The sequence below is a fragment of the Cupriavidus sp. GW821-FHT02F09 genome (assembly GCF_059421605.1).
Genome location: NZ_JBWKVH010000028.1, coordinates 79,496 through 100,347, shown reverse-complemented (window position 1 = coordinate 100,347; position 20,852 = coordinate 79,496). Strand labels below are relative to the sequence as shown.

Sequence of the window (20,852 nt, the reverse complement as noted above, 5' to 3'; positions counted from 1 at the left end):
TAACCGTCTCGGCATGGATCTCTGCTCTCTCCGTCATCTTTGCTCGCCAATCGCTCGTGCTGCTGAGGCGAGTCGCAAAGGCACTGCGCATACTTGGACGATGCGCTTGATTCTCATCATTCCTTCCCCCTCTTCCTGAAACAGGATCCTGCAGGACTCTGCTTAAGACAAGCCATATGTTGTAAATTAAAGACATTCACATTGTATCTTGATTGTCCAAATAAGGGACGCAGAGGCCCCGGTCAACGAAACGTCGGAGCTTCCGCTAAAGGCCGCAAAAGGCTCAATATCCGATCCTCAGGAGCCTATTTACTCACTCCATTCGGAAAATGAGAAGCAATAACGCAGACAAATGCGGCATTCTGAAATTCGATTTATGCCCAGCCAACCACAGACATTCTGACGTGAGTCGTACAGGCCCTCAGCTCGATTCTTCTCCAGGGAGAGGCTCGCATGTAGACTGATGGCGACGTCAATGCCGACGCAAATTTGCGGTGAAGATCGCGATGCGACGTTGGCACGCAAGTCGCGTTTTGGGGAAATGCCGGCGGAGAGGTTGCATGCCGGAACAACAAACGGGAGAGGAGCTGTGACGTGGTGGCTTAGGGACATTCTTACGGCATTGCCACCGCTTTCGGTTTCTCAGATCCAGGAGCTCCATACAACGATCCATGCGATGCAGGCAGAAGGCAGCCGCCAGCAGCCCAGCGAGAGCACCCAACATGATCGTGGCGTGTGGCAGCAAGATTCTGGTCGCGCAGACCATGGCGTATCCGGCCTCACGTTCACGTGCGTCGAACGTTTGGAGACGGTCCGCATCTTTCACCCCGTCGCGCTGCCGCGCCTTGCGCCACGTCTCGGGACGCCTCGCGCCATCGTTGCCCAAACGACTGCCCAAGACGTTGCCTCGGCTGCGGGCGATACTGCCGCTTTCCATCGCGGCGCCAGCACCTCCCCTGCTGCGGCGCGGCCTGACTGCGAGACGTATAGCGCGCCTATCCCTCCAGCACAGCATCACGCTCCCATCACGGCCGACGTGCAACGCCTCACTGAACGCCAGCAGATCGTGCTCGACCTGGTGCTGGAAGGGTTGCCCAATAAGCTCATTGCTCGCCGCCTGGGATTGACAGTGAACACCATCAAGGAACATGTCTCCGCCATTCTGGCGCACCTAGGCGCGCGCACGCGCTCACAGCTTTTATCGAAGACAAAGCCATTCCGTGCAAGCGATGGCGGCCCATCTATCTGCCCAATGAGCCACATGCAAGATCAGCCCGCCGATCCAATGCAAAGCAGCAACACCATCGAACCGAAGGCCCTCGGCCTCACAGGCCGCCAAGGTACTGTGCTGCTCCAGCTGCTCGACGGATTTTCCAACAAGGTTATCGCGCGGCATCTCGGCTTATCGGAAAACACTGTCAAATAACATGTTTCTACCATTCTTTGGCAGCTTGGCGTACGCTCGCGACTACAAGTCATATCCCAAATTCGACAGCTCGGCGTAGCTCCGCCGACCTCGACCGATCACCCTAATATCATTTAAACGCACTCAATAACGAATTAACGCATCATTTCTTATCACCCCCTTCGTGAGCGGGGTAAAACCCCGCTGATCCGCCCCGCGCACTCTATTGCCTGGCAATTCATCCCTTCCCAACCGCGGCTTTCGGCGGAGTACGCTCTGGTCGTTGCATCCATGCACATCAAGATTGATCTGGCCACGACCCTCCTGCTTCACGACACATCGTTATTGGCGAACGCATTTGACATCCTGAACACGCGCCGGAAAGCCGAGGAGGTTGGCCATGTTTGCCATTGCGTCCAGTGCATTGGCAGTTGGCGCCACTCTGTCCTCCCTGGGTGAGCACGCCGCACAGCCTCCATGGCTGTGGGCGCATCTTGGTCTTCTGCTCGGCACCGCGGGCTACGTGCTGGTCTGTGGCGGCATGCGCTGCGTGAGTGGGCAGCGCAGAATCCATCGCTAGCTGATGTTCTCCGTTCCCATGGCATGGTTCATTGTCGGGATCATGACGCAGTTTCCACTCATCGACACCCTGCGATCCAGCGCGTACCATCTCACTGCCGTCTACTTCCTCACCGCCTCAGCCGTCGAGCTCTGGAGAGATCGGCGCAGTGATCCGCTCCCCTCGCAACTACCCCTGATTGTCTGCCTGGCAAGCAGTGCGGCAATCTCCGCGGCTCGCCTCATCGTCATCGTCGGCGACATCGCCACCTCGTTCGACGTGGCCACCGCCCTCCTCCTGCAGATCTTTTCCAATTTCCTGATCGCACTCCTCGTGATACCCCTGGTCAATGAACGCACCGAGGCAACGCTCCGGCTCGCTGCGCAGACCGACAGCCTGACCGGTGTCGGCAATCGGCGGGGGTTCCTCTCCCGCCAGCCGACCAAGGTACTCCCTGGCAGGGCTGTCGCCGTCCTCGACCTCGATCACTTCAAACTGATCAACGACCGTTTCGGCCATCCCGTGGGGGACCAGGTGTTGGCCGCCTTCGCCAGAACCGTCCATGGTAGCCTGTGCGCGAGTGATGCCTTCGCCCGATTCGGTGGCGAGGAGTTTGCGCTCTATCTGCCCAACGTCAGCGCGGACAAGGCTGTGGAGATTGCGGAGCGGTCGCGAAAACGCGTCGAGGCCATCGCCATCGAGACAGCCAACACGCAGGTCCGAGTCACAGTGAGCATCGGTGTCGTATAGGTCGATGCCGACGGCAAGACCTGGGACCAGTGAATTCAAGCGGCGGATAGTGCCTGCTATGCAGCTAGGCAAGCAGGCCGGATCGGGTCTCGCGGCACATTGGCGGCTCGGTTCACCGGTTGCGGCGCGAGGCCGCAAACCGAGCTTGGGACTATGCCGCGCAACCGTCGCCTTCGGGATCTCTGGAAACTGTCCCCTTCAGCCTGGCGTTGTCTGCGCGATAGGCTCGCTTCCGGGGCGCGCAGTTGGCCGTGATCGCCTCGATATCGACAACCGTCCTGCGGCCGGCATTGGACACGCCTCGCGAGATCACGCGTTTGACCGCGCGATCCGCAGCGTCGACTGCGTCGTGCACCGCGCGGGCATTCCCTGGATCCAGCAGGAGCGTTGCCTGCAGCGCGCGGGCGAGCTGCAGTGCAGCAAGACGCCGCGGCACCGAAACGCGTTGCCCGGCACTCCGGCATCAACATCATCGCGGATTCCGTTGCCGTCTGCATCCAGACCGTGTAGCTTTGCTCCGGCAACGCCAGCCCCGATAGGGGCTGCCATGGCAGCCGCCGCTACGATAGGTTGCCAGGTTCGGCTTTATTGCCTCCGCTGCCATGTCTTTCGTTCCGACCTCGCCACGGCAAACTACCCGTAATCGTAAATTCCCCGCATCCTCGCATACCCCCCCGGCACGCGCTGGTCAGCACCCGGCCGCCTGAGATAGCAACCAATCACGAAAGCGTTTCAAGTGCGGCCGCGTTTCGATACGTTCAGGGAAATAGCAAAGGTAGTGCCCATGTTCCACATCAATGGGCGCCGCTAGCGGCTCGATCAGCGTCCCGGCCGCCAGGTTGTCGCTTACCAGCAATGCGGGGATAAGCGCCAGCCCGAGGCCCGCCTGCGCTGCCTGGATCAAGACAGAGTATTGCTCGAAGCGTGGTCCCGCCAGCGCGCACATGTTCCGCACGCCATAGTGTTCGGCCCACTGACACCACACGTCCTCCGCCTGTCCATGCAGGAGACGGGGCAGACGTGCCGCATCCTGTGGCTGGCGCAGGAGATGCCGGTCCCGGAAGTCCGGCGCGCACACTACCACGAAGGTCCGTCCGTCGATGTAGTCGCTGACCACCCCCTCCCATTCGCCGTTTCCGTAGCGGATCGCCGCGTCCAGATCCAGCGGAAACGGATCGCCGTGCGCAAGGTGGCGACAGAAGCTGATGGTGACACCGGGCGTAGCGGCGAGAAAAGCAGGCAGGCGAGGAATCAAGCACTTCGTGGTAAAGGTCGGCACGCTTGCGATTGTCAGCAGATCGCTCTCCACCCGGGCCGCGAATAGTTCGAGTGATGCGCCGCCGATATCGCGCATTGGCTCGGCGATGCGCGCGAGGTACAGATTGCCGGAACGCGTGAGCGCGAGATGGCGGCCATCGCGAACGAAAAGCTGAACGCCCAGATAGGTCTCGAGATTAGCCATCTGCCGGCTGACCGCGCTGGGTGTGAGGCCTAGCTCACGTGCCGCCCGCGAGAAGCTCAGGTGCTTTGCTGAACTCGTGAAGGCAAGCAATTCGATCATGCTGGGATAAAGGTGTTTCATCTGTCTCTTCTGTCGAGATGTTCCAAATGCGCATAGACGCGTGCGCCATTTGTACGTCTTCTTCATGACCACGTCATGTCGTATTGGAACAATGCGTCAACTTCCAAATCTCGTGCCGCAGTCGATCAGGTGCCGTGCCCGCCGCGCCTGTTGCGGTTCTTCCATAAAGGAATGCTCCATGCATACTCCCGCCGCGCCGGCCATGCGGTCCGACGTTCCGCCTCGGCTCGATCGGGCTGGAAACGTATCCGTGTGGCGCCGTTCGCTCTTTCTCGTCTTCGCGCTCTTCTCAATTTATCTATGCTTGCCGATCGCGCTATTGCTGATCGGGGCCGTGGGAGAGATCTGGACCAACACCCTGCTGCCGAGCGGCATCACCGGCCGCTGGTTCATGGAGCTGGCCGCGGACACCAATTTCCGGCAAGCTTTTGGCGTGAGCCTGATCGTTGCGCTGGCCTGCTGCTGCGCCAACGCCGCCGTCGGACTGCCGCTCGCGTATGCGCTGCATCATCGCTCGTTGGCCGGTCGTGGCACGGCAACGCGGCTCATCACGCTGCTGCCGGTGGCGGTTCCCGGGCTGACGCTCGGTTTCGGCTACATCCTCGTATTCAGCAGCGACACGCTGCCCTGGCTCGGCACGCTGCCGCTGCTGATTGCGGCTCACGCGGTGCTGACGCTGCCATATCTGGTGCAGACGCTACTCAGCGATCTACGCCACCTCGATCTCGCCCGCCTTGAAGCCTGCGCGGCAACGCTGGGCGCAACGCCGGTGAAGCAGTTCTTCACGGTCGTTCTGCCCAATCTCAGGCATAGCCTCTTCTCGGGGCTGGTCATGGTCTCCGCGCTGTCGATCGGCGAGTTCCAGGTCTCCAACCTGATCGCCGGCTTTCGCTACCGCAACTATCCCGTGGTGCTGCTACAGGCCTTTTATGGCGCCACGGGCATGGCGTGCGCCGCCACCGTCGTACTGCTCGGCCTGGCGATCATGGCGACGCTGATATCGGTCAATACGGTTCAACGATTGAAATAGAGGTAACCATGAGTCTCGAATTCGCCAACGTGAGTTTTGCATACGCCGGCGCTCAGCGTGGCCTTGATGCCGTCACGCTGTCCGTCGCGCAAGGGGAGCTGCTAGCCGTGATGGGTCGAAGCGGTTCCGGTAAGTCGACCCTTCTGCGCCTGACCGCAGGGCTGCTGAATGGCTATCGCGGGCGCATTGCCATCAATGGCAATGATGTGCGGGGCGTTCCGATCTGGCGCCGCGAGGTCGGCATGGTGTTTCAGCAGTACGCCATCTTCCCGCACCTGAGTGTGGTCGACAACGTGGCCTACGGCCTGCGCATGCGCGGCATCGAGGCTGCCGTGGGCCGTGCGCGCGCGCTCCAGATGCTGGAGCGCGTCGGTCTGGCCGAACATGCCGACAGGCCTCCAACCTCGCTGTCGGGCGGGCAGCAGCAGCGCGTGGCGCTTGCCCGCGCGCTGGTCTTCGAACCACAGGTCTTGCTGCTGGACGAACCGCTTGCCGCGCTCGACGCGGGCATCCGCCAGCAACTGCGCGACCAGATCCGCGCCTTGCAGCGGGCCTGCAATGCGACCACGCTGCTGGTCACCCATGATCAGGACGAGGCCTTGAGCATCGCCGACCGCGTGGCGGTGGTTGATGATGGCCGCGTCCTGCAAGTGGACACGCCGCAGCGCCTGTACGAGCGGCCGGCTTCGGCGCAGGTGGCGCGCTTCGTCGGGCATTCCAGCGTGATGCCGGGGCGCGTCGTCGCGTCGGGCTCCGTGGATGTCTCCTTTGCCGTGCTGTTTGCCGATACCGGCGCTTTCCGTTCGGGCGACGAAGTCGACGTGCTGGTCCGCCCCGAGCATGTGCAACCGGATCCACCCGAAGGCACGCTGAACCGCTTGAGCGGCGATCGGGGCGAAGTGCGCTACTTCGGCGCGACATGCCGCTACGACTTCCTGCCCCATGCCGCATCGCAACCGTTGTTATGCGAAGGGCGACGGCTTGCCACGCATCGCATCGCCATCGCGCCGGAGCACCTGCGCGTACTGCCGGTGTCGCCCGCGTGATCCCTTTGACTCACCCTGCTTGCTGGAGTATCACAATGCTTACCATTGAAAACCACCGACCCCTGTCACGAATCCTCCAGGCTGTTGGACGTGCTTGCGCGCTGGCGACGCTGATCGCCGCGCCAGCCGTCCAAGCCGCCCCCGCGGAGGCGCTCTATCCGGGCGAGGAGGCGCTCTATGCGAAGGCCGCCGATGAAGGGCTGGTCGTATCCTTCGATACCGGGCCGGAGTGGGCCAACTGGAAGTCGCTCTTCGCCGAGTTCAAGAAGCGCTATCCCAAGGTCGAGCTGACCTACAACGACATCGGCTCGGCGGCCACCGTGGTGGCGCTAGACAAGGCCCGGCGCCGACCGCAGGCAGACACGGCGTATTACTTTGCCGCCTCCGCGCTCGACGCCGTGAACAAGGATGTCGTCGCGCCGTTCAAGCCGCACAATTTCGACAAGCTACCGCCCGTGTTCCGCGAACAGGAGGGCCGCTGGTTCACCGTGCATTCCTTGAACATCGCGTTCCTGGTCAACAAGAAGCTGGTGAAGGAGGTGCCGCGCGGATGGGCCGATCTACTCAAACCGGAGTACCGCAATGCGGTGGTGTATCTGGATCCGCGCTCGACCGGTCAGGGGCAGGTTGCCGTATTCGCCGCCGCCTATGCTTTCGGCGGCAATGTCGATAACCCGAAGCCCGGCGCCGACTTCTTCGGCAAGCTGCGCGAGGCGGGCAACGTGATGCGCATTGAAGGCACCACGCCCTACGCGAAGTTCGTCAAGGGCGAGATCCCGATCCTGATCGGATATGAGAACGACGGCCTCAAGGCCAAGCATGCCGACGGCATGGGCGACGCCGTCGAAGTGGTGATTCCCAAGGAAGCGAGCGTCTCGGCGCCGTATGCGATCAGCTTGGTAAAAAACGGGCCTAACCCGAATGCAGCCAAGCTCTGGCTGAATCTGATCATGAGCCATGTCGGCCAGACCTTGTTCGCGCAGGGATATGTCCGTCCAGCCGTACCCGGTGTACCACTCCCGGCCGATATCCGCGCGAAGATGCCCGATGCGCCGCAAGTGCATCCGCTCGACGTGGTGAAGGCTGCGGCGAAGAAGGCCGAGGTGGACCGCTTGTGGGCACAAGCGGCCCTCGCCAAGTAAGGTGAAGCGATGCATGCTTCTTCCATGAACGGCGGCCTCATACGCCGCTTTGGCGCGGTCCCCGCCGCCTTGCTGCTGGTGCTCTTCTTCCTCCTGCCGCTCGCCGCGCTGGTAGCGTCGAGCGGCACGGCCGGCGGCGCCGGCCTCATGGCGCTGCTGCAGGACCCGCTCGTCGCCAGTGCGTTCGGCAACTCGCTGCTGCTGGCGCTGGCAGCGGGCACCGTATCGGTCGCGGTGGGCTTGCCGCTGGCGGCGATGCTGGCAGGGCAGCCGCCGGCGCGGCGCCGCTGGCTGCTGGCATTGCTCGGCGTGCCGCTGGCCTTCTCCGGGCTGGTGATCGCCTATGGCTTCATCCTCGCCTTCGGACGCGCCGGCTTCGTGACGAACGTACTGGCGCTTGCGGGTGCCGATCCGGCCGCGGTCGGCACACTGATCTATACGACGGCAGGGCTGGTGGCGGCCTATGCCTATTACCTGATTCCGCGCGTCGCGCTCATGCTGTACCCGGCGATTGCCAATCTGGACCGGCGCCCGATCGAAGCCGCGCTCACCCTCGGCGCATCGCCGCAACGCGCCTTGATCGATATCGCGCTGCGGGAGCTTTGGCCATCGATCACTGCTGCCTGGTGCCTCGTTACCGCCATTGCTCTCGGCACCTATGGCACGGCACTCGCGCTGGCCGGAACGCAAATCAATATTCTGCCGTTGCTGATCTATCTGAAGCTCTCCGACGGACAGACCGACTTCCCGCAGGCCGCCGCCCTGTCGCTGCTGCTGACGGCGCTGTGCACCTGTGTGCTTGCACTTGGAGAATGCCTTGTCCGCCGACGCTAGTACCGAATTGACCGGCGCTGCCCTCCTGGCGCTGGAGCGCATGGCCAACCGGCAGACCGGGCCGGCGCGGCACACCATGCCGGTTGGCGTGATCGGGCCGCGTGAGGCCACGGCGCAGCAGCTCGATGCCGCGCGAGTCCTCGGATACGCGCTGGCCAAGAGTGGCATGCCGCTGCTCTGTGGCGGCAAGGGGGGGGTGATGGAGGCCGCTGCCCGCGGGTGTGTGGAAGCAGGCGGCATCGCCATCGGATTGCTGCCGGAGGACGATGCCACGGCCGCCAATGCGTTTCTCACCGTAGCCTTGCCGACGGGTATGGGTATCACGCGAAACGCCTTGATCGCGCGTGCATCCCTGTGCCTGGTCGCGGTCGGGGGCGGCCTCGGCACGCTGTCCGAGATCGCGCTTGGCCTGCAGTGGGGCAAGCGGGTCTTCACCATGCTCGACGCGCCGCGGGTGCACGGCGCGGAGCGATTCGACGACATCGGCTCCCTGCTTGTCTGCCTTGGGGACTACCTCGCCCCGGTACCTTTGACGGCCCCGTCCAAGATGGATTCCGGCGCTCGGTGAAACGTCGCGACCGGCCGACCTTACGCGAGGGGAAGGCATCTTCCGCCTGACTCCAGGCACTTAACAGTTTGCTTTTGAACCGACAGCCAGGTTCGAAAAAATCGGTGTGTTTATCAGAGCTGGGAAATGGAATTTCCATTACCCATGGCCAGACGCACGCCTTTGATTTGTGTTTTTCACATATTCTTGAGACGGAGGAAAATCTTGAACTACAAATTAGTAGCACTATTTGTAACGGGTAGCGTGACGGCAATACCGGCAATAGCGCAATCCAATCTCACGCTGTACGGGCTTCTCGATAATACGATTCGCTATACCACCAACGAGAACGCCGCTGGCGACAGCAAACTGCAAATGGGCGATGGCGTGCTGACGGGCAGTCGCTGGGGCATTCACGGCAGCGAAACCATCGGTAGCGGCACCAAGGCCCTCTTTGTCCTTGAATCCGGATTTGCCCCGGATACCGGGGTGAGCCAGCAAGGCGGCCGACTGTTCGGCCGCAAGGCCTACATCGGCTTGCAGGGCGACTTCGGCGCCGTCACCCTGGGCCGGCAGTTCACGGTCATCCACGAGGTCATGGCAAGCTACGACGCCATGGCGCTGGCCAGTCTCGCTATTGTAGGCTTCCAGGGTGGGCCGTATACAGGTGGCGTGCGCCAAGACAACATGCTCAAGTACACCGGGACCTTCGGCGGCCTGAGCGTAGCCGCGCAGCATGCCTTCGGCGAAGTTGCCGGCAGCATCGCCAAATCATCTTCCGACGGCGCCAGCCTGAGCTACGCGGCAGGCCCCTTCATGATCGCCGGCGGCTACCAGGTCATGCGGGATATCACCTCCTACTATGGCGTGGCGGTGCCGAACAGCAACCAGAAGGTTTGGACCGTCGGTGGCGCTTACAGCGCCGGCCCCGCCACGCTTTACCTCGGCTACACTAATAGCAAGGTCGGCACAGCGGACTATCGCAACAACGCGATCTATACCGGCATTAAGTATGCCTTTACGCCTGCCTGGTCGTTCATCGCCATGGGCACGTATGACCGCCTCAAGCATGGCGCAGATGCGGGCAACCGCTTCACCGGTGCCCTAATGCTCGACTACACGTTGAGCAAGCGTACCGATGTATATCTGGAAGCCGACTACACCACGCTCTCCGACGCGTGGCGCACCTTGGGTGGACAAACAGCTTTCGCCACCCCAATGTACGGCCACGGCAGCCGCCTTGGCGTCACTGCAGGCTTGCGGCATAAATTCTGACCGCTTTGCCCGCCGGAGCCCCTCTAGAACTTCGGCGGTTCCTGCGCCTTCCGTTCTCGCCCGATTGTGCAAGCGCGTTTCCAGCCTGGTCGGCATCGACGCGCGGCACGTAACATCCGATGACGTGGTGGCAGGATATGGCGACTTGCTTACTCGGCGCCGCCAGCCTGAGGAGCCTCGGCGCGTCCGCAACGCACACACCGGACCTCTTCCCCGAACCCGACATATAAGGGCACCCGGACAGGCTCTCGATATCTCAAACACGCATATATCATGAAGATGACGCAGAAATCATCGTCGATGCTTCCTCTGCATGGACTACCCAGATATGGTCGTCTGGTATGCGTTTCGTAACGCTAATTCCCCGCGATCCCTATCACTACTAGGACTCAATCCGGGCTCTCGCAAGAACCTTTCGGCGCCATGCGAATCCTGCTTGTAGAAGACAATGTTAGGCTCGCCAACGCCCTGGCCGAAGCCTTGACCCAGGCCGGCTTCGCTGTCGACTGCATGCATGACGGCCGCTCTGCCGATCAGCTGCTGTCTACCGAGGACTACGCGCTCGTCATTCTTGACCTTGGCCTACCCAAGCTCAGCGGACTGGAAGTGTTGCGCCGCCTGCGACACCGCCGCAACGCGCTGCCGGTTATGATCCTGACCGCGCGAGACTCGGTCGAAGACCGTGTGAAGGGACTCAGTCTGGGAGCTGACGACTATCTCGCCAAACCGTTTGACTTGTCGGAACTGGAAGCGCGCGCCCGCGCCCTCATTCGTCGCAGCTACGGTCATGTGAGCCCGCGGTTGCGCTGCGGCTCTCTCGGCTATGATAGCCTCAGCCGCGTTTTCACTCTCGATGGATCACCGGTGGCGCTGACCCCGCGCGAGCGCGCCGTGCTCGAAGTGCTGATCCTGCGCGACGGCCGCGCTGTCAACAAGGAGGCGTTGTCCGAAAAGATCTTCGGCATCGACGAGTCGGTCAACCCCGATGCCATAGAGATCCACGTGCACCGCCTGCGCAAGAAGCTGGAGGGAAAAGGCGTTGCCATCGTCACTGTGCGCGGCCTGGGCTACCTGCTCGAACCGTCGGAGCAGCCCGGCCCCTGCCGTGTGACACGATACAAAGACTAGCGTCTGGCAAAGCGACGCGTCTCCGAGGGAAGCACGCCGAATGCTTCGCGATAGGTCTTGGCAAACAGACCAAGGTGCTTGAAACCCCAGCGCACCGCCACTTCGGCGACGGACGTATGATCGCATTGAAGGAGTTCGTTACGCACCCCTTCCAGGCGCACTCGCTTCAAATACGCCATCGGCGTGGTCCCCTTGAACGTCGCAAATCCCGTCTGCAGTGCGCGTACGCTGACGCGGGCGGCACTCGAAATATCCTCAACGGATATGCTCTCCCGCGCGTGGGCATGAATGAACTCGACCGCCGATCTTATGTGCCGTGGCGATGGCCCCGGTCTCTTGATGTGCAGCCTGTCGGAGTAGTTGTGCGGCAAGGCCTCCAGGAAGGTCCCCACCGCGACGTCGCGCACGCTGGTTGCCGTGGCCATCGCAGTCAACCCGGAGCTGCCAGCGTCGAAGCACGATTGCATCAGCTCCATCACTGCACGGCCCAGTCTCACCCCATCCGACTCCGGCGAGACCTCTGCCTGGAACATCAAAGAGCGCGTCACCGGTGCGTCTAGCAAGGACGAAAGTCGCTGCGTGATATCGTCCGCCGCGACCAGCAGCAAGTCGTAGCTGCCTGCCTGCCATTGCCATTGGCTAACCTGCACCGCATCCAGAACTGCGCAAGCGCCGGCGGCCCAGTCGCGATCCTGTTGTCCTATCCGGGCCCGGAGGCTGCCTTCATGCAGAAGAACAAGCGCATAGCCATCGAACTGCCTGTCAAATCGGAATGTAACGCCCGTTGTCGTCTGGATTCGATGCGTCACCGCCCCCCCGGCGAGACTCGTCGCAAGACGCACGTCGAGGTGATCGCCCCTCCCCGAGTCGATCGCGACGTTGCCCCAGATAGGTCGAAGACGCGCCGCAAATTCGTCAGCGTCGTTCGCAATGAACATCTCCGCAAATGTCTCTGGCTTTTCATGCATAACTTTCTGCCAAATGGTTGCTCATCCGGGTCAATCGCAGCTGCGCTTGCACATAGGATCGATGAGTCCTCTGGCCGGCGCTTACGTGGCTGGTCGCAGCTTCGGCGCCAACTTTTCCGCCGGCTACCACAACCAACAAAGTGAATGAAACCCAAAACGCTGGATTGGATGGCCATCGGTAACCAGGGACCCAATCACCATGCCGCATGGCGCTTCCATCTGCCCACGCCCAGCTAACGCTCCTTGATTCCGCTTCTCTCATATGCCTCTCTGAGCTTTCGCTCTTCCGCAGCCACATACTGCGAAAACTGCTCAGGCGTAGCCGACGCGGCGATCTCAACCCCCATCTGCGTATACCTCTCGACAAGCTCCGGACGCCTGAGCGCAACAGCGACGCTAGCATTTAGCTTGTCGACAACGGGAGCTGGCGTTCCCTTCGGTGCAAAGATGCCCGTCCACAGGTTAAAGTCGAGCGCTTGAAGTGCAGGTATCTCGGCCGCCGCCGGAATATTCCTGTTACCCGCATCCCTCTGACGACTCAGGATGGCAAACGCCTTCACCTTGCCGCCCGCGATATGAGGCAACACGGCCGGCAGTCCAACGACGCCCAGATCGAGGTGGCCGCCGATCACGTCGGCGACCACCTGTGTTGCGCTCTTGTATGGTATGAACGGCATGTTGACGCCCGTTTTGAGCTTCAGCGTTTCCATTGCCAAATGCTGCAAGGAACCGGCTCCCGAAGTGCCATAGCGCAACGTCCCTGGCTGGCTTCGAGCGAGGCCGATCAACTCAGCCAGCGTATTCGCGGTGAGCCCAGGCCGTCCTATGATCACGATGCCACTCGTGCCGACCTTGGCGACTGCTTGCAGATCTCCCGCCTTGTACTTCACGGTCGGATTGGATGACGGCGCTAGCGCGACATCCGACGTCACCCCCATCAGAAGCGTGTATCCATCGGGCACCGCATCCACGACTCGCCTGACGCCCAGCGTGCCACCTGCACCAGCAATGTTCTCCACCACTACAGGCTGCTCAACAAGCTTCCCAAGCTCGGTGGCAAGCACGCGCGCCATTGCATCCAGAGAGCCTCCGGCACCATAGGAAACCACCAACTTGATCGTCCTGGATGGATAGGCGTCCTCAGCGAATCCGTTCTGTACCGCGAGCAGCGTCAAGGTACATGCCGCGGCAACTTGGGCAAACCGGCTTTTGTGGATCATGGTCTTTACTTAGATATCATGCGTGATTCAAACGGATTGCTTCCTGAGCCACTCGAGCAGCAGGTCGGCTATGGCATCGCTATTGCGATCGAGCATCGGGAAATGCGAGTTACCGCGATACCCCGCCAGCGGCAGAGTCAGGGTCTCGAAGCAATTGCCTGGCAATCGATTTCCATGGGCCACATAGTTGTCCGCCAACGCGCGGTAGCCCTGCCAGACAGGATCTGGTTGCCGGAAATGATCGCCCCACACGATCAGATGAGGCGGAAGACACCCCCCACGCGGCTCCGGCATGCCACCGGGTTCAATGGCGATGACGGCACGTACGATGTCGGGGTACCTCTGTGCTATCGCAACCGCGAAACCCGCACCCTGACTGTGTGCCACCACAATGCAGGGACCGGTCCTCTCCACCAAGGCACTGTATGCGCTCAGGGTCATGTCCTCGTGATCGGCCCAACGTGGCACCCACTGCTTGGCAAACTCGTCAAAAAAATCCGTCGGGAATTGCTGCCCCGGATACACCTGCCGATGCGCAGGATCGCTTTGGTACCCACCGGGAGGACCGATGCGAAACATCCGCCAGGCCTCCTCCTTGCTTCGGAACATCGGCGGCTCTGCATAGATTTGGGGATACATTGCCCAGGACGACCGCCCCCGCTCCACGGCGTCCGAAACGAGTACGTCATAGCCCGCGCTCAGGAAACGCCAGAGCCAGCCGCACCGCCCGTCCGGCGTGCTTTCCCAGTTACTTCCCGTCATGCCGCCGCCATGCCAAAGCAGAACCGGCAGCGGCGAACGGGGCAAGACAAGACGAAACGCCTGCACGTACATCTGACCTGCGACATGGTCACCATTCGGGTCAACATGGCGAGGCTCACCTCCGAGCACCATCCGTCGGCATTGCACAGGGAGCCCCTCCAGCCTGTGATTGCTACCGCCGACAAAGTAGCTGCCGATGGAACGAAGGGTCACGCAAGACGATGTCATACCCGGACCCGAGGTTGTGGTGGCGCCATCTTCCTGATCGGCCATAATGTAGTCAATTGCAAAATAATCGATGATTATTGCCTCATGAGAATCAATTACGACCTGCACGACCTGCGCGCATTGCACGAGTTGGCCCGCTTGGGAAGCTTCAATCGTGCAGCCGATGCCCTTTCCATCACACCCTCTGCGCTGAGCAGGCGGGTAGCGAAACTGGAAGCGGCCTTAGGGGGGCGGTTGGTTGAAAGAACCACACGAAGCATGACTCTGACGCCCTTGGGGGAGTTACTGCTGGAACGAGTGCGACCCTTACTTGAGTCGCTAGAGGAGAGCTTGCAGGAAGTTTTTCGGATCGCCCGGGGCCTAGCCGGGAAGGTCACAGTCGGGTGCATGGCGTCCGTGGCCCACTCCCTGTTCTCCGCCGCGGTCATGGAGTTTCACAGACACGCCCCGGATGTGCAGGTATGCCTGCGGGACGACGCCGGGTCACGTGTCAGGTCTATGGTGCTGGGGAGGGAGGTGGAATTTGGCATCACCACGCTGTGGGAACCCAACGGCGACCTCGTCACGCAACCAGTTGCCACAGATTCCTTCATGCTGGTATTGCCGGAGAATCATCCACTGGCGCGGCGCGCGACCTTGCGGTGGGACGAGTTGCCGGGGCATCGCGTGCTCGCATTCAAGCCAACAAGCTCTACCCGGCAGGAGGTCGATCCCATTCTTCACAAGGCTGGAATTGCGCTGCCCTGGTTTAATGAAGTCGATCATTTGTCCTCCATGATGGGATATCTAGATCATGGACACTTCATCGCCGTCCTGCCGGGCCTGCTCGCGTCTCAACTGAAAGGGCTGACTGCAATCTCGCTGACGGCACCGCGCATCGAGCGCGAGCTATTCCTCGTGCGTCGCCGCGATATGACTCTGAGCATGCCCGCACAGATGCTGTGGGACATTCTAGCTGCCGTCATCGGACGGGCCTCGCGCCGTAGCCGAAAGCCGCAAAAAAAGACGACGAGCGCCTGACGCCAACGACACGCAAAGGCAACCACCGATCATTTACGACCCTGTGATCTGACGATGTTGAGCGTTGGATGGCCCGCATCGGCTGGATTTTTATTTTCCCGATCGAGGATTGTCAACTGCTCGGCAGTTCATATCCATTTCGCGCCGACAGTATATCGATAGCGCGCATTTATCCCATCTATAGCGAAATTAAAATCCGGTCTTATTTCCTATACTAGATTCGTGCCAGCCCCCGTCTCGGTCGACACTCCATTGAATCGCCGATCCCAGGACGGCTTATTTTATTCGCCTCGTCATCCGGATGTCAAATGCAACATGTCGCCCTCGGTCCGCAGAACCGGCTCCTCAATGCCGCGCACATGCGAATATTACGCGCTATATGTAAATAAAACGCATAAATTTTCTCCTACCTCGATACATTTCTGTTTTTAACAAAAAACGGCAGTCAGAAATCCACCGTTACCTCATTGAATATACATTCGATAATAAAAATGCCATATCAAACGGTTAGCGTTGGAAGTTAAGCCAATCCAGTCTTGGAGATCCCCTCATATGAGCAGCAAGTCCAACGCTACCGGAGCGCCTTGCTCCCTTGACGAAGACGAAGTCATCAATCATTCATCCAACACCCACATCCGCGACGTGGTAGCTGCGCGAATGAGCCGTCGCAACATACTGAAGGGGGGGATTGCCGTCACTGCGTCAACTCTGCTGGGTGGTCTCAGTCTGGGCGCGTGCGGTAGCAGTGACGATGCCGTTGCTAGTACTGGTGGTGGCAGCGGTACCGGTGGCGGCACTGGTGGTACCGGTGGCGGCATTGCCCCCCTCGCCTTCAACTTCGACGCCGTTCCTAAGAACAAGAACGACTTAGTCACTATCGCCCCCGGCTATCAGGTCAGCGTCCTCCACGCCCTTGGCGATCCTCTCCATTCAAGCGATACGGCTTGGGCCGATGACGGATCAGAGACGTCAGAGTCCTACAACCGGCGGATCGGCGACGGTCACGATGGCATGCACTATTTCGGCCTCTCCGACGCAGGAGCCTGGCAAGCCGATCGCTCCGAGCGCGGTCTGCTGTGCGTGAACCACGAGTACGTAGTGGCGCCATATTGTTTGCATCCCACCGGCCGTACCGCGGGCAGCGCTCGCGTCGCTTCCGAGGTGGACAAGGAGATCGCAGCCCATGGGGTAAGCATCTGCGAGATCAAGCGTGCAAGCAACATGGACGTGTCCATGGTGCGGGGTTCCATCTATAACCGTCGTGTCACTTCCGCCACGCCGATGGACTTCGCGGGTCCGGCCAAGGGCTCCAACCTGGTCAAGACTAAGCACTCTCCCGATGGAACCTCAACCCGCGGTACCAACAATAACTGTGCAAACGGCTATACCCCCTGGGGCACCTACCTGACCTGCGAAGAGAACTACCTCAATGTGATCGGCCGTGCCGCCGGTGATGATGCCGCCCGCAGTGCCAAGGAAATCACCTCCCTCAACCGATACGGCTTGCCCCAGAATCGCAAGAGCCCCTATCTGTGGGACACGGCTGGCGGCGGCGACGACTACGCTCGCTGGAACTCCGCCGTGACCGGCGCCAGCGCTAATGTCGATTTCCGGAACACGATCAACAATTTTGGCTGGATCGTCGAAATCGACCCCTTCAGTCCGAGTTCCAATCCGGTCAAGCGTACCGCCCTCGGTCGCTTTAACCACGAAGGTTGCTGGCCCTGCAATCCGGTCGCTGGCAAGCCGGTGGTCTTCTATATGGGCGATGACGCCCGCAATGAGTACATCTACAAGTTCGTTTCCAGGGCGAACTGGGATCCGGCCGACGTGGGCAAGGGACTGACTGCGGGCGCCAAATACATGGACCAAGGCACCCTCTATGTCGCCAAGTTTAATGCCGACGGCAGCGGCAACTGGCTGGAGCTCACTTTTGGCAAGAATGGGATCGACAGCAGCAATACCGCATACCCCTTTGCCGATCAAGCTGATGTCGTGATCCACGCTCGCTTGGCCGCTGACAAGCTCGGCGCCACCAAGATGGACCGCCCCGAATGGGGTGCGGTCCATCCCCTGAACGGCGAGGTCTACATGACGCTCACCAACAATAGCAACCGCGTCTCTTCGACCGCTACTCCGACAGGCAGTCAACTCAAGCCCGATGCAGCAAATCCACGCTACTACGAGGATCTGAAGAACGGCACGACCTCGCAGAAGGGCAACCCCAACGGTCACATCATCCGCTGGCGCGAGGCAGGAAGCGACCCTGCCGCCACGACGTTTGCATGGGATATTTACCTGTTCGGCGCTGAAGCCGGCGCCGCTGCAGACGTGAACCTGTCGAAGCTGTCTGACGTCAACGACTTCTCCAGTCCCGACGGCCTGTGGTTCGACAGCCGTGGCATCCTGTGGATCGAGACCGACGACAGCGCCTACACGGACGTCACCAACTGTATGTTGCTGGCCGCTATTCCCGGCAAGGTCGGCGATGGCGGCGCGGTCACCGCCGCCGGCGGCACTTCTACCTTCAAGGGTGCCAACGCCACTAGCGCCACCGTGCGTCGCTTCTTGGTCGGTCCGAAGGACTGCGAAATCACTGGGCTCGCGATGACGCCGGATCGCAAGACGCTATTCTTCAACGTCCAGCATCCTGGCGAAGATACTCCAGCTGACTACACCGCCAAAACATACGGTAGCAACTGGCCGGCCAGCCAGACGGACGGCACCGCCAAGAAGCGGCCCCGCTCAGCGACGGTTGTTGTGACGAAAACCAATGGCGGCGAAATCGCAATCTAGTTGAGTCACATCCTTGCTCGCCTCTGGCCCAAGCCTTGATGGCTCGGGCGTCTCTTTTTTTTCGCCCCGCAGGGGGCATACATTGGGGAGACGCCCCACGTCCTATTTAGACCTTACGATCCACTAGACCGAGGGCCTGATGTTCTGATTTAGGCGAAAGAAGTTGGCCGGGTCGTACCTGGATTTGAGCGCGGCGAGGCGCACATAGTTTTCACCATAGGCGGCGCGCACGCGGTCCTCGCCCTCGTCGCCGAGGTTGTTCGCATAGACGCCTCCGGTCGAAAAGGGCTTGACGGCGCTCCACACGTCGCGCGCCCAGCGGATCGCGGCATCTTCCTCGGCCGAAGTATCCCAGATCGAGATGGGGAAGCAGTCGTAGCGCGCATCGCGATTCGCATAGGGCGTTGCCGACGCAGGAACGCGGGCAATGGCGCCGCCGACGTGTTGGAACACCAGCAGCGAGGAAACCGAGGGCGCACGCGCATAGGATTCGAGAACGGTGTCGATGGCGGCGTCGGTGAGCGTGTGCAGATACTGCGCCTTCCAGTAGTAGCGGCGTCCGCGCGGAAAGAGGCTGTCGCCGCCAGACTGGATCTGAAGGTAGGGAACCGGGGCCAGCTTGCTCTCGACCGGGGCCCCGTGCTCCAGGAGTGGACGGATGACGCGCTCGCCGATCTCGTTCGCGCCGCAGTAGCAGGCCGAAATATTGAAGAAGCGCTCGCCCGACGGGGCCGTGACGAGGGCGGCGTCCGCACTGACTTCGTCCGGAGCCCGAGCGCAGAAATCATCGTAGAACCGCATCGCATCGCGCGCGCGGTCGTAGGGGTATAGTACCGAACCCACCAGCAGTGCCGGCCCGACCGGGTGGAGCTGGTATTCGAACGCGGTGACAATGCCGAAGTTGCCGCCGCCGCCGCGCAATCCCCAGAACAGATCCTCATTCTCGACGGCGCTGGCTTTCACGAGCCTGCCATCCGCCAGCACGACATCGGCGGCCAGAAGATTGTCACAGGCCAGTCCGTGTTTGCGCCCGAGCTTGCCAAATCCGCCGCCCAAGGTCAGACCGGCAATGCCCGTGTCGCCATTGACGCCCATCGTAGTGGCCAGTCCATGATCCTGTGTGGCGGCATCGAACTCGGCCAGGCTCAGGCCGGCTTCGGCACGGGCCACGCGCCGCGCCGGGTCGACGGCAATGTGCCTCATGCGAGACAGATCGATCACAATCCCATCGTCGCAAACCGACAAGCCCGCCACATTGTGCCCGCCGCTGCGGACCGCCACGAGATGGTTGCCCGATCGGGCGAACATCACCGCTTCGATGACGTCGGCCGTGCTGGCGCAGTACACGACCATGGCTGGCCGCTTGTCCACCGCGCCGTTCCAGACCTTGCGCGCTTCCTCGTAGCCGGGATCGTCCGGGAGGACCACATCTCCGTCGAGTTTTCGCCGTAAAGTGTCGAGAACTGATGCCGGCCGATCGGTCCCGAGGCGCTTGCCCAGTTGCCCAGTGTCCATATTTACCCCTAATTTTTTCAATTTGATCGGGGTCAATCCCATCCGACCGAGAACATCCTGTCACGCGCCCTTTCCCATGGCAAAATCAAAGAACTCAGCTTCAGGTGAGGAAAATTCATCTACGCCCATGAGAAAGCTGCCCCCTCTGCGATCGCTGCAGGCCTTTGAGGCTGCCGCCAGGCTTGGCAGTTTCAAGGCAGCGGCCGCCGAACTCCACGTGACGCCCACGGCCATCAGCCATCAGATTCGGGGGCTGGAAGAGACGTGTGGGCACCGCCTGTTCCAGCGCCACCCGCGGCCTCTGGTGCTCACGGGCGCGGGTGCGAGGCTGTATCCGGCGTTGCGCGATGGTTTCGATGCCCTCGTGAGCGCGGTGGCCGGGATGGCGGAGTCCAGCGCGCCTGCTCCGCTGCGCGTCACGAGCCCCAATGCGTTCGCGAGCCGATGGCTGGTCCCGCATCTGCCGCAGTGGCGGGAGCAATACCCAGACATCGCGCTTGAGATCATCGGAACGGACGCGATCCTGGACCTTCGATCGGGTGACGCCGATGTGGCGATCCGCTATGCCCGGACCATGCCAACAGGATTCGTCGTGCGGGAGATCTGTCGGGACACGTTTTTCCCGGTCTGCAGCCCGGCGCTACTGGCTAAGGATGGACACGCCATCAAGCGCGCCTCGGATTTGCTGCGCTTCCCCCTGATCCACTTCGACTGGATGACCCGGGATCCGCACGCCCCCACATGGCGGCGATGGTTTGCGACCGCGGGCCTGATCGATCCGAGCTTGAAGGCGGCCGATAAAACATGGGCGCTGAGTTTCCGGGAGGAATTGCACGCCATCGACGCCGTCGTCGCGGCGCAGGGGATCGCGATCTGCAGCGACGTCGTGGTGGGCCATGAGCTCAGATCCGGGGCACTGGTCAAGGCGCATCCGCTGTCGCTGCCAGGTTATGGCTTTTACCTGGTCGCCATGGCCCAGAACGTGCGGCAAGCGGACATTGAGGCTTTTGCGACTTGGATGGGAGCAATGGACTGAGCGGAGCCT

At 61.3% G+C, this 20,852-nt stretch carries 16 protein-coding genes and 2 pseudogenes; 13 read left to right on the top strand and 5 right to left on the bottom strand.

Features of this window, described 5'->3' with window-relative positions; genetic code table 11:
- Positions 1–463: 463 nt before the first annotated feature.
- The 3 genes and pseudogenes from AC07XB_RS26380 to AC07XB_RS26370 form a co-directional block, all read left to right on the top strand.
- Positions 464–1,189: pseudogene (locus AC07XB_RS26380) on the top strand (helix-turn-helix transcriptional regulator); the annotation flags it as partial.
- Positions 1,190–1,303: 114 nt separating this feature from the next.
- Positions 1,304–1,543, top strand: a pseudogene (locus AC07XB_RS26375) (LuxR C-terminal-related transcriptional regulator); the annotation flags it as partial.
- A gap of 460 nt (positions 1,544–2,003) precedes the next feature.
- A complete protein-coding gene (locus AC07XB_RS26370) occupies positions 2,004–2,714 on the top strand; it encodes a GGDEF domain-containing protein (RefSeq protein ID WP_494752808.1) in 711 nt (236 codons plus the stop codon).
- Between the two features lie 688 nt (positions 2,715–3,402).
- Here AC07XB_RS26370 and AC07XB_RS26365 read toward each other — a convergent pair.
- Entirely contained in the window at positions 3,403–4,296 is an 894-nt protein-coding gene (locus AC07XB_RS26365; RefSeq protein WP_492830880.1) for a LysR substrate-binding domain-containing protein, read from the bottom strand.
- Between the two features lie 178 nt (positions 4,297–4,474).
- Here AC07XB_RS26365 and AC07XB_RS26360 point away from each other — a divergent pair, with 178 nt between their 5' ends.
- The 7 genes from AC07XB_RS26360 to AC07XB_RS26330 all read left to right on the top strand — a co-directional run bounded on the left by AC07XB_RS26360 (position 4,475) and on the right by AC07XB_RS26330 (position 11,298).
- Positions 4,475–5,326, top strand: a complete 852-nt coding sequence (locus AC07XB_RS26360) for an ABC transporter permease (protein ID WP_492830881.1) — start codon at positions 4,475–4,477, stop codon at positions 5,324–5,326.
- Positions 5,327–5,334: 8 nt separating this feature from the next.
- The gene (locus AC07XB_RS26355; RefSeq protein ID WP_492830882.1) at positions 5,335–6,372 is read left to right on the top strand and encodes an ABC transporter ATP-binding protein; all 1,038 of its coding nucleotides are present in this window, start codon (positions 5,335–5,337) and stop codon (positions 6,370–6,372) included.
- Positions 6,373–6,407: 35 nt separating this feature from the next.
- Positions 6,408–7,514 carry an extracellular solute-binding protein gene (locus tag AC07XB_RS26350; protein ID WP_492830883.1) on the top strand — a complete coding sequence of 369 codons (1,107 nt, stop codon included), beginning with the start codon at positions 6,408–6,410 and terminating at the stop codon, positions 7,512–7,514.
- Between the two features lie 9 nt (positions 7,515–7,523).
- Positions 7,524–8,348, top strand: a complete 825-nt coding sequence (locus tag AC07XB_RS26345) for an ABC transporter permease (RefSeq protein ID WP_492830884.1) — start codon at positions 7,524–7,526, stop codon at positions 8,346–8,348.
- 40 nt (positions 8,349–8,388) lie between these two features.
- The gene (locus AC07XB_RS26340) at positions 8,389–8,916 is read left to right on the top strand and encodes a TIGR00725 family protein (protein WP_492830945.1); all 528 of its coding nucleotides are present in this window, start codon (positions 8,389–8,391) and stop codon (positions 8,914–8,916) included.
- Between the two features lie 204 nt (positions 8,917–9,120).
- Entirely contained in the window at positions 9,121–10,170 is a 1,050-nt protein-coding gene (locus AC07XB_RS26335) for a porin (protein WP_492830885.1), read from the top strand.
- A gap of 423 nt (positions 10,171–10,593) precedes the next feature.
- Positions 10,594–11,298, top strand: coding sequence for a response regulator (locus tag AC07XB_RS26330; protein ID WP_492830886.1), 705 nt, complete (start codon positions 10,594–10,596; stop codon positions 11,296–11,298).
- Here AC07XB_RS26330 and AC07XB_RS26325 read toward each other — a convergent pair.
- The 3 genes from AC07XB_RS26325 to AC07XB_RS26315 form a co-directional block, all read right to left on the bottom strand.
- Positions 11,295–12,266: an AraC family transcriptional regulator gene (locus AC07XB_RS26325; RefSeq protein WP_492830887.1), complete on the bottom strand. Its 972-nt coding sequence runs from the start codon at positions 12,264–12,266 to the stop codon at positions 11,295–11,297. The two genes, AC07XB_RS26330 and AC07XB_RS26325, sit on opposite strands and share 4 nt — an antisense overlap.
- 233 nt (positions 12,267–12,499) lie before the next feature.
- Positions 12,500–13,486 (bottom strand): Bug family tripartite tricarboxylate transporter substrate binding protein, encoded by a 987-nt coding sequence (locus tag AC07XB_RS26320; protein ID WP_492830888.1) that lies wholly within the window; start codon positions 13,484–13,486, stop codon positions 12,500–12,502.
- A gap of 27 nt (positions 13,487–13,513) precedes the next feature.
- Positions 13,514–14,584 carry an alpha/beta hydrolase gene (locus AC07XB_RS26315; RefSeq protein ID WP_493688113.1) on the bottom strand — a complete coding sequence of 357 codons (1,071 nt, stop codon included), beginning with the start codon at positions 14,582–14,584 and terminating at the stop codon, positions 13,514–13,516.
- Between AC07XB_RS26315 and AC07XB_RS26310 the strand changes: the two genes are divergently transcribed.
- On the top strand, positions 14,561–15,496 hold the full coding sequence (locus tag AC07XB_RS26310) for a LysR family transcriptional regulator (RefSeq protein ID WP_492830890.1): 936 nt from the start codon (positions 14,561–14,563) through the stop codon (positions 15,494–15,496). The genes AC07XB_RS26315 and AC07XB_RS26310 overlap by 24 nt on opposite strands.
- A gap of 552 nt (positions 15,497–16,048) precedes the next feature.
- Positions 16,049–18,292, top strand: a complete 2,244-nt coding sequence (locus tag AC07XB_RS26305) for a PhoX family protein (protein WP_492830891.1) — start codon at positions 16,049–16,051, stop codon at positions 18,290–18,292.
- Between the two features lie 123 nt (positions 18,293–18,415).
- Here AC07XB_RS26305 and AC07XB_RS26300 read toward each other — a convergent pair whose 3' ends face one another.
- The gene (locus AC07XB_RS26300) at positions 18,416–19,843 is read right to left on the bottom strand and encodes an FAD-binding oxidoreductase (protein WP_493688114.1); all 1,428 of its coding nucleotides are present in this window, start codon (positions 19,841–19,843) and stop codon (positions 18,416–18,418) included.
- Between the two features lie 91 nt (positions 19,844–19,934).
- On the opposite strand from AC07XB_RS26300, the gene AC07XB_RS26295 reads away from it, so the two are divergent.
- Complete coding sequence (locus AC07XB_RS26295; protein WP_492830893.1) at positions 19,935–20,843, top strand: LysR substrate-binding domain-containing protein; 909 nt, start codon at positions 19,935–19,937, stop codon at positions 20,841–20,843.
- Positions 20,844–20,852: the final 9 nt, after the last annotated feature.

Excerpts from the sequence above, each read along its gene's own strand:
- AC07XB_RS26330 (WP_492830886.1), top strand. The coding sequence starts at position 10,594 with ATGCGAATCCTGCTTGTAGAAGACAATGTTAGGCTCGCCAACGCCCTG.
- AC07XB_RS26305 (WP_492830891.1), top strand. The coding sequence starts at position 16,049 with ATGAGCAGCAAGTCCAACGCTACCGGAGCGCCTTGCTCCCTTGACGAA.
- AC07XB_RS26360 (WP_492830881.1), top strand. The coding sequence starts at position 4,475 with ATGCATACTCCCGCCGCGCCGGCCATGCGGTCCGACGTTCCGCCTCGG.
- AC07XB_RS26310 (WP_492830890.1), top strand. The coding sequence starts at position 14,561 with ATGAGAATCAATTACGACCTGCACGACCTGCGCGCATTGCACGAGTTG.
- AC07XB_RS26340 (WP_492830945.1), top strand. The coding sequence starts at position 8,389 with ATGGCCAACCGGCAGACCGGGCCGGCGCGGCACACCATGCCGGTTGGC.
- AC07XB_RS26365 (WP_492830880.1), bottom strand. The coding sequence starts at position 4,296 with ATGAAACACCTTTATCCCAGCATGATCGAATTGCTTGCCTTCACGAGT.
- AC07XB_RS26355 (WP_492830882.1), top strand. The coding sequence starts at position 5,335 with ATGAGTCTCGAATTCGCCAACGTGAGTTTTGCATACGCCGGCGCTCAG.
- AC07XB_RS26295 (WP_492830893.1), top strand. The coding sequence starts at position 19,935 with ATGAGAAAGCTGCCCCCTCTGCGATCGCTGCAGGCCTTTGAGGCTGCC.
- AC07XB_RS26370 (WP_494752808.1), top strand. The coding sequence starts at position 2,004 with ATGGCATGGTTCATTGTCGGGATCATGACGCAGTTTCCACTCATCGAC.
- AC07XB_RS26345 (WP_492830884.1), top strand. The coding sequence starts at position 7,524 with ATGCATGCTTCTTCCATGAACGGCGGCCTCATACGCCGCTTTGGCGCG.
- AC07XB_RS26320 (WP_492830888.1), bottom strand. The coding sequence starts at position 13,486 with ATGATCCACAAAAGCCGGTTTGCCCAAGTTGCCGCGGCATGTACCTTG.
- AC07XB_RS26325 (WP_492830887.1), bottom strand. The coding sequence starts at position 12,266 with ATGCATGAAAAGCCAGAGACATTTGCGGAGATGTTCATTGCGAACGAC.
- AC07XB_RS26350 (WP_492830883.1), top strand. The coding sequence starts at position 6,408 with ATGCTTACCATTGAAAACCACCGACCCCTGTCACGAATCCTCCAGGCT.